8 protein-coding genes are annotated in these 13,081 nt (G+C 28.7%); all 8 read right to left on the reverse strand.

Features of this window, described 5'->3' with window-relative positions:
* Positions 1 to 16: 16 nt before the first annotated feature.
* The 8 genes from ACIQ2D_RS06795 to ACIQ2D_RS06830 all read right to left on the reverse strand — a co-directional run bounded on the left by ACIQ2D_RS06795 (position 17) and on the right by ACIQ2D_RS06830 (position 13,078).
* Positions 17 to 580, reverse strand: a complete 564-nt coding sequence (locus ACIQ2D_RS06795; protein ID WP_402861358.1) for an acyltransferase — start codon at positions 578 to 580, stop codon at positions 17 to 19.
* A 1-nt stretch (position 581) separates the two neighbouring features.
* The gene (locus ACIQ2D_RS06800) at positions 582 to 998 is read right to left on the reverse strand and encodes a sugar 3,4-ketoisomerase (protein ID WP_402861361.1); all 417 of its coding nucleotides are present in this window, start codon (positions 996 to 998) and stop codon (positions 582 to 584) included.
* Between the two features lie 60 nt (positions 999 to 1,058).
* Positions 1,059 to 2,369 carry a hypothetical protein gene (locus tag ACIQ2D_RS06805; RefSeq protein WP_402861364.1) on the reverse strand — a complete coding sequence of 437 codons (1,311 nt, stop codon included), beginning with the start codon at positions 2,367 to 2,369 and terminating at the stop codon, positions 1,059 to 1,061.
* Between the two features lie 196 nt (positions 2,370 to 2,565).
* Complete coding sequence (locus ACIQ2D_RS06810; RefSeq protein WP_402861367.1) at positions 2,566 to 4,098, reverse strand: glucosyltransferase domain-containing protein; 1,533 nt, start codon at positions 4,096 to 4,098, stop codon at positions 2,566 to 2,568.
* Positions 4,099 to 4,455: 357 nt separating this feature from the next.
* A complete protein-coding gene (locus ACIQ2D_RS06815) occupies positions 4,456 to 6,711 on the reverse strand; it encodes a hypothetical protein (protein ID WP_402861370.1) in 2,256 nt (751 codons plus the stop codon).
* A gap of 479 nt (positions 6,712 to 7,190) precedes the next feature.
* Positions 7,191 to 8,915 (reverse strand): glycosyltransferase family 2 protein, encoded by a 1,725-nt coding sequence (locus tag ACIQ2D_RS06820; protein ID WP_402861373.1) that lies wholly within the window; start codon positions 8,913 to 8,915, stop codon positions 7,191 to 7,193.
* Positions 8,916 to 8,936: 21 nt separating this feature from the next.
* Positions 8,937 to 12,158, reverse strand: coding sequence for a glycosyltransferase (locus ACIQ2D_RS06825; protein WP_402861376.1), 3,222 nt, complete (start codon positions 12,156 to 12,158; stop codon positions 8,937 to 8,939).
* 11 nt (positions 12,159 to 12,169) lie between these two features.
* Positions 12,170 to 13,078: a class I SAM-dependent methyltransferase gene (locus tag ACIQ2D_RS06830; protein ID WP_402861379.1), complete on the reverse strand. Its 909-nt coding sequence runs from the start codon at positions 13,076 to 13,078 to the stop codon at positions 12,170 to 12,172.
* Between the last annotated feature and the right edge of the window lie 3 nt (positions 13,079 to 13,081).

Here is a 13,081-nt window from a genome sequence, read left to right on the forward strand (position 1 = left end):
TTATAGTTCACCCCTATTATAATTGAGCCACTTCTCCTGTTGGAGATTTTATATATTCCTTGCCGCAACTACATTCAGCTTTTTCAGAGATAAAATGCAATTTCTCTGTACATTCACAAATATGATATTTAAACTTTGCAGGATTCCCAAATACTACTGAGTACGCTGGAACGTCTTTTGTGATAACCGAGCCTGCTCCAACTAAAGAATATTTACCAATTACAGTACCTGCGATAATTACACTATTTGCACCTATACTTGCACCTTCTTCGACTAAGGTTTTTAAAAATGCCTCAGGATATTGCTTACTTCTTGGCATTAAATCATTAGTAAAGACAACATTAGGACCTAAAAATGCATTATTTTCAACTTTTACTCCATTCCAAATATATATCCCCGATTTAATCGTAACATTATCGCCAATCTCAACATCATTCTCTATAAAACAATGGTCACAGACATTACAGTTCGAACCTATTTTAGCACCTTCTAAAATATGTACAAAAGCCCATATACGCGTGTCTTCACCTATATCCTCGGTTTCAACAAGTGCATGTGAGTGTTTAAAATAACTCCCCATCTCATACCTCCTGAACTTTTTGTGAATATACTTCTAAAAATTTATCATAGTCACGAATATAATCATTGCTATCATATAACTCTGATGCTAATACTAAAAGCACACAATCCTCGGAAAAATCATACATCTCATGCCAATCATTGGGTTCTAAAATTAATACTTTATTAGGTGAATCCAGTATGACATCTTCTTGTCGTTTAGTATTATCTAAGTATACTTTACAGGAACCTGATACACTAATCAAAGCCTGTCTAGTTTTGTAATGACCATGAAACCCCCTTCTTACACCATCTTTTGTTCCATAAATATAAAATACTCTCTTAATTTCAAATGGTATGTTCTTCATTTCTTCGATTACCGATAGATTACCTCGCTCATCACCAAGCGTAGATATTTCTGTTATTACGCTGTTTCTCACAATAATTCCTCCGAATTTAATGTTGTTTTGTATAAAAAAGCAAACTGAAATTTTTCAGATTCAAATTTTGAATAAAAATTCAAACCAATTTATTCTATCTGTTTGTAAATCTAAAAGAAACGAAATTATGAAAGCCGCTACTATCAAAGAAATCGCCCCTATTATCCACCTTTTAGTTAGTCTACTTTCAACAAAAGTATATCCAGCAAAAGGAAGTAGTAATAGGAAGATAGGATACCCAAACCTTGATTCTATTGCTGTACTTGCTACGAATAGTGTATAACAAATCGCTGAAACGAGAAGACCAATAAATTGAAAATCAATTTCTTTTTTTCTTATCACTTTAAATATTCCATAAAAAATTAATATCCATATAAAATATAAAAACCCAGATCCTAGTATTCTACTAATTGGGTAAAAATCATTAATATACGTATCAATATATCCCCAGTCTAAAACACCAAAAACATGTACTACATATACAAAAATAAAAACAAAGAAATCCTTGTATATAAGTTCATAAATACCTATATCTTCTTCAGACTGAATAGGGTTAGCCCAATAAAGTTGTGGTTGCTCATCTTGAATAACAACTGTACCATATTTCAACATTTCCACAGCCCATTTACTTTGATTTTCATATAGATTTTCATGTATTAATGGTGTAAAATCGTTAAATTTCGTTACATTCATATATAACTGTGGCAAAAAAACAAATGTTGATATTATTGCAGCAAAAGCGCATTCTACAAATAATCTTTTTTTTCTCCTCTCACTATATTTAACGATTTTATAAACTATCAATACTAAAATTATAGGTAAGAAAATAAGAGATGATGGTCTTATCATAATTGCTGAATAAATAAGGATAAATGCAATAAAATTATTTCTAAATTTTGTATTATCACAAAATTGAACGATAACAATTGCCAGTACCGAAAAACAAGTTGCCAATATATCTGTTAAAAAAAGTGTAGTTGATTGAATTAAATAAGGATTCAATAACCCAAACCCCGTAATAAACAAAAATACCTTCTTTTGGTTTTCAACTTTAAATCTTTCTATAGATTTTACCGCCAAAAAAAAGATTGTATATAGATATACCCCATACTGAAAAATGCTCATCAATATTTTACTAATAAATGCATCCTCGCTCGATGAAACAACTAAAAAAAGGGAAATAATGAATGAATATAAATATGTTCTCAGTTCATTTTGAATTTCAAACAAACCTAAATTTTGTATATCTTTTGCGAAATTAAAATACCCTACTTCGTCATGGTAGCTAATCTTGTAGTTTAACGACAAATAATATATAAATATTGCCAGTGATAGTACAGTTATAACCGCATATACTAACTGTTCTTTCAAGTTCAGTGTTTTTAAAAACTTAATAATAAAATCACTTCCTAATTGTTTCTTTTATTAAAATCTCCAATGTATCAACCCTATAGTTATGCAAACTATTCCATATTAAGTTAATTATATCGAAATCGCACTATATAAGTTTAAATAAATAATTACAAAAGGAAATTTGTGGACTACTCTTGTTACAAAACAAAATCAGCTACCGAGGTAAATTTACATAATACCAAGAGCCTGATGGTTCTGATAACTTAACTATAATATATTCTGAATTTACAATAATACTTCCTTCATGAGGCCAATTAGGTATTTCATCCATATTTATTTCATTAACACATTCTTCAATCATTTCTGCAGATGGTTCCAAAAATTTATATCCCAATATCCGCAAGAAATTATGAATTCTAACATTGTTCCCATTATCCCATTCGAAAAATGATGCTCCCAATGTATCAAACTCAATAATTCTTGGATTTGATTGATGACTATATGCCCCTATAAACACTACTGGTTTTGATAAATCTCCTCTTGAACTTGTTAGAATATCCTCCGAAATAACATTTCCAATATTTTCATCCATTTTGTATCTTACATTATCACCATAAAAAATCATATTTAAAGATTGGATTTGGACAAATAATAAAAGACATATCACTATTACAGATATCCCCTTAACCCATACTATTTTTTCTAGTAAATAAATTACAAAAAACCATACAAAAGCAACGAATAAAGGTAAAGCTAATAAAGTTCTATAAGGCATCATATTACCAGTTAATATACATAAAGAAAACGGAAGTATAGGTAAAGTTAAAAATATTGTTACCAATAAACTCTTTTCGTCGCTGCTTCTTTGATTAAATAGCATTAACATAAGAATCATAACCATAGCAATTAGTGAAAAGAATAAAATATTATCTAATATATTTATATTAAAAAACTTCTGATACATTCCTTGATATATATCATTAATTATTACTTTTGCTGGTGCATTTCCCCATCTAATGAAACCATCCACATAACCACTACTTGGCCAAAAGAGTTGAAACAGTTTTTCTATTAGATAAAAGAGTATTAGACTTGAAATAAAAGTAATAATCGCATTAAAGATAAATTTTTTGCTATCCTCTTTTTGCCCAAAATATATCCACAAAAAACAGACAATTGTTACCCCTAACATAAATACAGTTGTAAACGCTTGATACAATGATATCGCTAGCGTCAAAAATATACTTGCCCAAAGTATATTTAGTTTCTTGTTTTCAGTGGCTCTTATTATATAAATAATACTCATTGGAACTACTATCAGTCCTAAAGCAATTTCCAAGTTATAAGTGCTGAATGAAAAGAAAGAGGCATTCACGCTTGGCAGTGCTAAATACATTCCTATAAAAATAACCATTGATATTTTAGACAATCTATTTATCGATAATTTATTTATTATGTAAACCCAAATTAATGCTGAAATAGCCATAAATACAGCTGCTAATAAAGTAGTTAAGTATGGTATGTACGCAGTATTTAAAAATAACAACTTGGTTATGCCTATACCAATCCTTCCCTGTACAAACCATGGAGCATAATCATTCCCTCTATAATTTACTTTTTCTTCATCAATTGATAATGTGAAATTTACTATTTCATATCCATAGCATAGTATTAACAGAAAAATAGTAGGCCATATTATTTTTTTCTTCTCACAAAAAAACTTAAATTCTTCTAAAAAATTTTTCACTCATACATCTCCCTATTTATTTAATATTAAATTCTATAAACGGAAAATATCTAATCACTTGTTTGATTGTGGGTATTCATTAAATGATATACATTTTTACATTACCTTAACTCCCCGTATCCAATTTAGAGAAAAAGGAAAAAGAGCTACCTCAAACTTTAATTCAAAAGATAGCGCGACTCTCTCCTTTAAAAGGTTCATTAAAGGGAAAATAAGGGTTGTCATATTCGGTAATTCAACTCTATTTTCGTTAGATGGAATGATATAGTCATATTCCCCAAAACATGTAACAGGTTGTGTACTATAATAATTAAAATAATGAATAAATTAATAAGTTGAAAGTCAACTCTTTTTTATTCAGTCTATATTATATATTTGACTTTTAATGAGAGTTATATCAAGTAAATAAAAATCCCTCGATTCAATCTCTTCCCCTCCCATTTTCTTCAAATTATTATAGACTATAAACACAGGATCAAACCCTTCTATTTTTTCTTTAGGGATTATCACATAATCAATTTCAGCCCACTTTAAATACCTTAAAAATTCATCTTCAGATGAAACAATTTCAGGGTTACCATACCACGCTGAACCCAACCCACCATTAATGTTTTCAAAACGACAAGAAAGATGATTCAATACTTGTTCTGAAACTTCATTTGTACCAAATCCTACTGCTCTAGCTTTATCGGATTTAGAAACAATATATGTTTCTATTTCAGTTAATCCAGACTCTTGGAACATCTCTTTATTTCTTACATCATCATCTAGCTCTTTTTCTACAAGTGAATAATTAACCACATCAGTTCCCCATTGCCAAGACCAATGCGAAACAAAAGTTATCATTGTTTGGGTTGGAATAAACAATGCTAAAGAAAAGTAAATCATAGTTTTAATAAGATTTTTTTTCAATTTAGTGAATCCTACATAAAAAATTAGAGATGTAGAAATCAATGGAACGATGTAATAATTACCATCCCCACCTTTGTTAAAAATTGAAGCAGAAATCACACCTGATACTAACCAAGGTAGAAAAATGATAAAGTCATTCAGAAGTAAATTCCGCATTTTTACTTGACGAAAAATTAGCAAGCATATAAAAACAACTAACATATAAAATGATAAATTTCCTGTCCATGAGTTAATAATATGAGGAAAATCCTTTGGATCAAACAACAAATTATACCATCTACCTATATATGTAAACGTCTCTTCAGAAAAACCAGGTAACTGAGGGATTTTATTGAATGGATATTTCAATTCAAATCCTAACCTATCCCATAAATTAATTAATAGTGGAAAGGTTGGATACCCTGTCAAAATATACGTTCTGTAAAATATCCCCCCTAAAACAAATAAACTACTCGAAAGAATAACAATCTCAAGTTTTAGAATTTTTAAAACCCTATTCTTCATCATACCAAAAAACTTTAACGCTTTTTCTTTATCTTGCACTAAATAATAAAACAATAATAACAACATACCTAAAACTAGCAAAGGAACATATAGAAAACTCGTTATTTTTCCTCCTAATGATAAGATAAGAGGACAAATAATCATAAAGGCATACTTATAATAAATAGGTTTTCTCAATAAAAGTAAAAAGTAATATGCACTTAACAACAATAAAAAGGATGTAAATAAATCTGTTTTAGCTGTGGAAGCCATATTTGCAATGGTTGGAATACTAGATAATAAACATGACAGAAAAAGAGCTTCAAAATCACTTGTTCCCATTAATTTAGCAAAGGAAAATATTAATATTATTAGCAATAAAAAGATTATAGTGTTAGCTGCATAAATAAAACTATAATCACCAAGTCCACTTATTGGTACAAAAAAAAGTTCCATCAACTTAGGATAATAATGAACAAACTGTACTAAGCCTAAATTATCGAAAAATGAATTAGTACCCACTAATACATGCTCTGGTCTTAATCCATACCATATAGAGTCATAGTCTATCGCTCTATTAGATTTAGCGAATTCTACCAGAATTAAACTCAATAAAAAAGAACTTAACATTAGTTCCCCACGATTGAATCTATATACTGACTGAACTATTCTCCATGTTAAAAAAGGTACTTTCTTTTTTTTAATAAAGTAAAGCAGACTGAAAATCGAAAGAATAACTGTAAGAACTCTCAAATCATCAATTGTTCCTTTTCCTAATAAAGAAAGAAACATAGCAAACATGCTCCAAAAAGATAACCCTACTACGAAATAAGCAAGATAATTTGAAATATTTTTCCCCCTAGATATTTTAAAAATCGAAAGAATACAGCCTCCCAAAACTATAATACACTCTATATAAGTATAAGTTACAATCGTACTCACTAAGACTTGATGGAATTTTAAATAAAGTAACGATAAAAGGAATACCAAAAACAAAGAGATGTATGGTTTAAAAACTAATATGACTAAGGCGAAAACCAAAAGTAATATGAGCAGTTCTATCCCTCCCTGTATTGTTTCAGGCTGAGATAAATGCCAACCATAAATATCTACTATTATGTTCTCAAATGCCACAAATTGAAAAAGCGAAGAAATTACTATAATAACAAACAGAGATATTTTTAGATTAATTCTTTTTTGTTGATTTAAAGAAAACAATATTTTCGCCTCCCCACTAATAGAAGACTTTTACTATCACTCATTAATCTACTCCTCCAAATCTCTCTTTCATATAAACATTCATATACCTTTTTAACAAAAAGTATTCATGTGTAATCGTCACCAACTCTTATTCATCCATTGCCCCTATGCCAATACTAATCATATCCAAAATTACATTTTCATGATAAGTATTAGCATATCCGTGTTATGTAAAAAAATAACAATTTTACGAATTAAATACATCATATGTAAGTATTATCGAACATTGATCGTATTACTGGGCAAGTTCAATCCACATAAAATACTCTCCTAGTATGGCAATGATTGTCTATCTTGTGCAACAGCCACGTCTATTCCTGCTTCATAAAATTTTTATGATTGTAGCTCTCTATAAAATAGCCGCGAATAAACTCCGAATACAGCAGGTTCTATGATATATTCACCTACCAAACGAAAATGAAATCCTTGCGGTAACATCAAAATTTTTGTTTGATTTTAAATTTTAAAATTTTCACCACTTCACACTGATTAATTTTAAAGTTTGATACTATCTTCTTTTTAAAATTAATTTGCTTAGAAGGTATTTGTATATTTTCCACTGCATATTTTTCACGTATATATTTTGTTTGCTCAATTAGTTCTTGTTTTCTTTTTAAAAAAGCTGTTTTCTGAAAAGGAACTTTATAAATGGAAGTAATTTTTTCAATATACAAGAACTCGTACATAGTAGAAATTTTAAGCCAAAAATCCCAATCCTCTAAAACCTCCAAAGATTCATCCATTCCTCCTAATTCATCATATATCTCTTTAGAAAATAAAACAGATTGGATTGGAAAGTAATTTTGAATTAATAATAATTGCTTATTAAATTTCAAATTAAACTCAATACTATAGCATACTTCTTCATAGATATATGGGTTCATAGAAATTAACTTTGTCGGTGTCTCAAATGCAACACTATACGCTACTTTGTAACTACGATTATTTATTAAAGAAGTAACTAATACTTCTATATGATCTGCATATAATAAATCATCATCATCCAAAAAACTAAAATATTCCCCTGTAGCAAGTGCTAAACCTATATTAGCTAGTTTTGTTCTACCAACTTTTTCGTTCGTAGCATAATATTTAATGTTTAAACTCTTAAAATTGTTTTCCACTAATTCTTTAGATTTTGGAAAACCATCTTCTACGACAATTATTTCTATATTTTCGTATGTTTGATTCTTTATGGTAGTTAGCGCTTCCTTTAACATTTCAGGTCGTTGATTCGTTCTTACAATGATAGATACTAGTGGGGTTTCAATTGGTAAGGCATTATGAAATTCATGGCCTAGTCTATGAATTTCATAATTCCAACCACAAAAATTCCCCTCCATGTTATTTCGTTTACTTTTAAACATCTTAGAAAATGACTTCATTAGTATCTGGCCCAATTTTAAGTAGAATTTTAAGTTCCTATGCTTTATCGTCCATAGTAAGCACATTACGTAACCTAAAATAATATCTTTAAAACTCCCATATTTATATCTTAAAAATAAATTACTATTTATTATATTTAAAAGCTCATTTTCTTTGTTAACATTACTTTTCTCAAAAGTATAGTGATAAATTATACTTTTTGGTACATATAAAATTTGATAACCAGCATTTCTAATTCTCCAACTTAAGTCTACATCTTCCCCATACATGAATATTTCCTCATCGAAGCCACCTATCTTTTGAAAACATTCTCTTCTTACTAATAAAGCAGCTGCACTACTCCAAGAAACCTCAAGTGTTACTGGATTATAATGCTTTGGATGTTCATAGGGAAATTGTCGTGACTCCCATGCTCCGACTGTAATACCATCATCTATCAAAGCTTGGTTTATTAAGTTTACTAATGTATCTTGATGTAACTCTGTATCAATATTTAAAAAATAAATATACGATTGATCAGTTTTGGACACTGCGATATTATTAGCAGCTCCAAATCCAAGATTTTTTTCTTGCTTTAAAATCGCATAACTCCCAAACTTCCCCTTAAAAATGCAACTATTCAACAAATCATATGAATTGTCTTTTGAATTATTATCAATAAATGTTAAATGAATCTTCTCTAAAGGATAATTTTGTTTTTTTAAGGAATTCAAAAAATCTTCAATCCATCTTTCAGAATTATAGATTACAACAATTATATCTATAGAAATCTGCATTATATAGCTATCCTTTTTAATTTAGTTAGAAACTTCTTCTTTTATACTTTTTTTAAATACTTCCGTAATTTCCTCATTAGCCATTTTTCTATTATTTAATCCGTTTGTAGAGAATACATAATCATCATTAATAATTAAATTATTATCAGCATAAAATTGAGATATAGATTTTAACATTAATTTTGGATGATATCTAAAATTCAAATAATCTTGCTCTTTTTCTTTTCTCTCTTCATCAAACATAATATGATGGTGAATTAATAACGAATTAGGTGAATTAACTAACAGCTTTCCCTCTTTACGTAATTTATACGATATTGCTGCATCTTCATAGACGTTAGGATAACCCTCTACTATCGGAAACCATCCTTTAAACAAAGTAGCTCCTACTGGATTCCAATCAGTATTATATCTTTCTAAAGTACTCAAATCATGTACATTTTTATTAATATTATAAAGCTTAAATTCTACTCTTCCATCATTTATCTCCTCAAACCCACCTGTAAACTGTAATGTTTGATTAGGAAACATTACTCTACAAGTGACCGAACCAATATTGTCATCTTCTTCAGCCCTAACAAGCAATTCCTCAATCCAGCCTTCAGTTACTTCAATATCATTATCTAATGATATATAATAACTACCTTTCCTTGCATAATTGAGTGCTTCTTTCCTACCTAATGACGGCCCAATATTTTTATCAGAATATATAACTTTTACATTTGGAATTGGTTCAATATGCTTTTTAATAAACTCTACACAGGTTGTAGAAGAACCATTCTCATATAAAATAATTTCATGTGGGATATTCACTGTCTTTTTAATAGATTGAATAGACATTAAAGTTTGATCTTCTTTACCATATGAAACCATAATAAAAGAAATAAATTTATGGAAAGTTCCATTTTTTATATCTCTGCGCATTTTCGCTTGATTGCTTATATTAATTGACATTGCATATTGTTTTTCTCTAACGGTTTCCGAAGTCTGTTTGTCATGGATTCTATGTTTGTATAAAAACTTTGGTACATGTACAAATGCGTTGTTAGGGTAATGGAATGCTACTCTAAGCACCATATCATAATCTTGTGCTCCGTCGTATTCTGAATTAAAAATACCAACCTTTTCAAATACATCTTTACTTATTAATTTAAAATGCGAGGCATACATTCTAACATCCAAATGATCCTCAAAAATACTATCTTTTGGAAGATGATCACAACCAAATCTCCCAATCTCTTGTGATTCATCATTTATATGAATTCTGTTTGAAAAAGAATATTTAGTATCTGGCTCCCAATACTTTAAAGACTCTTCCACAGCATTTAACATTAATATGTCATCACAGTCTAGAAAAGCAATTATGTCACCTGTTGCTTTTGCTAAACAAACATTTTGAGTGGCAGATATTCCTATATTTCTCTCGTTTTTATAAATACGAACAAAATCATAATGTTTAAAATTGTTTAAAATTGTTTCAACTTCTGACATTGGAGAACAATCATCAACAAGTATAACCTCTTTATTCTCATATGTTTGATTAACTGCAGATAATATACAACTTTCTAAATAGTCGATATTATTATAAACAGGGATAATTATAGATACTTTTTTTAATCCCTCTTCATTGATTAATTCTGTTTCTTGATTTAACATTGCCTTTTGATTAACTCTATTCAAATAAACCTTTTTAGCAACTTTTCTTAAAGGTGAAGGTAATTTCTTCGCAAATAAAAAAATAAATCTTTTAAACCTTCTACTTACTACTTTCAATTGATTCTTTCCTGTTCTTAACATTCTACCAGCCATTCTCATTGGTTCTGTTATTCTCCACGATTTCGAATTCATTAATGATTCTAATTGTTTGTTTACTAATTGTTTCTCAAATTCTACTTTACTAATTTCATTTTTCATTGATAAAATTTCATTTTTCATTGATAAAATTTCATTTTCAAAATGAGTTATTTCTAGATTTTTTTCGTTTAAACTACGATTTAAAGAATCATTTTCATTTTCAATATTCGATATTTTCATATCTTTCTCATCAATAATATCTATTAAGTGATTCTCAGGGATACCGCTTATAATTTTCAATCTAACGTTCACATGTAATTCTCTATTTATATTTTGAGATATGTTATTAATATATATAATAGGATGTTTTCCTAAACTAACTAGCTTTAAAGAATTTTGAGATGGTAATTTTATTAAATTTCTTGTCTCCAAATCTTTATACATATTTTGTGAGGATATAGTTTTAATCAAATGCAAATCTTCTTTACCGATATCTTTAGAAAAAATCTCGATTTTTTCTAAAGATATTACTGATTGCTGATAGCATGGCTCTAATCTAAGTCTATTAATATCTAAACCTTTTAACTTTAAAGCATAATCTTTATACTCATTGTTCAATTCAATAGCTACCATATTATAATTAAGTTCTTCAGAATCATTTTCTACAAAAATATGCATAAAGTCTTTTGGAGATTGTTCATTATATAATTCATCTATTTTTATATTGTTCTTTAAATAATTTAATTTGTACTCTTCAAAATCTTTTCCAACATATTTCGAAAAATTACTCTCCATTTCCTCAAAATAAGGAATATTTGCTGTTTCCATTTCCAACATTTCAAAAATTTCTTCAATTATAAGTTCTTTAGCAAAATGCCCTGAATATTTTGTCTTAAAAATCAATACTGCTCTATAAATTATATAATCAATAGGTACGGGGAATTTAAAAATCCACTCATAATCTATAGTTATTATTTTAGTATCTTTCTCTAAGAAGATTATATTATCAAAATTCAAATCAACATTAGCCAAATTCATAGCTGCAATACCTTCAAGGTTTGAAGCATCACCGAAAATATTTTTAAAGTCGATTGTTTGATAAAAAGCACATTGTTCTTCATTTAAAAATAAGGACTTATACCACTTAAGCTTTTCTACAAACCCATTTTTATCCTTATTAAAAAGCTTTTGAACTAAAATTCCATCAAGACTCTCTCCCTCAACAAAAGGAAAAACTATGCCTTTATCCTGCATTTTTACTTCAACTGGATTAAAAAAAGATTCTTTATATTCTTCATAATTATTATATATATTCTCTAAATGACTCTTTGCCGCTTGAGAGTACGCTTCTTTTAACACATATTTCGAATTTTTTTCTTCATATATTATGGTTTTTAATTGAAAAGCTTCTCTACGATTAATGCTATATTTTATACTATTAATCCTCAAAATAATTCCCCCTACTCTACACTAGCAATGATTAGGAAAGAATTGGCGAAGAAACTAAAATTATCATTTATATTTAATAAATCATACACAATATCTTCATTAAATAATTCAAACCTGTCATTATCATAATTATGGATTAAATCTCTAAGCTCACCTGCTTTAGGCTTCCTATTGTCTGAAAAAATCTGAAATGGTAGTTTATAATCTGGAAGAGGATAATAAAATTCGGTATTACCTAACATACATTCTTCTAGTAATCTTTGTAACTCATTCTTTGAAAATGTACATACTCCTTTGGGCTCCCTATATCCCTCAATTGAATCAAAAAATTCACCTGTATGATCTTCTCGTGCTCCTGCCCAATATTTCAAACCAAATTTATTTTCAATAGCAATAAATAATTTACCATTTGGCTTTAATAAACTTTTAATATAATTCAAAAATTCATGGAATGGTTTACTTGAATTGGAGAATGAAGGGGCATATTCTAAAACACCAATTAATGTAATATAATCGAACTTGCGTTCAAATTTCATTTCGTTAAAATTACCAACAAATATCTCAATGTTCTCCGAATTTTGGTGCCTATAAGCATTAATAAGCGAACGTCTTTTAGACAATTCTACACATGTCACGCTCTTCACATTTCTACTTAACGCACCTGTAATAGCTCCACAACCTGCTCCTATTTCTAGAACATCACTATTTTCATTAAATGGATACCATTCAATAATATGTTCTCTATATTTAGATAAGTGATATAAAATAGGCCACCTCGTATCATTTTTTATCACATCATCAAAATCTTTATGGCCTTGAACGATTCTTAGTAACTCATCTTCAATCTCTCCATCACTATATTGATCTTCCCCTGTATAATATGTTAAATTCATTTTCACATTTCCAATTTGCTCAATCATATT

Origin of the sequence: Lysinibacillus sp. NPDC097287 (assembly GCF_044761695.1) — a bacterium.
Classification (GTDB): Bacteria; Bacillota; Bacilli; order Bacillales_A; family Planococcaceae; genus Lysinibacillus.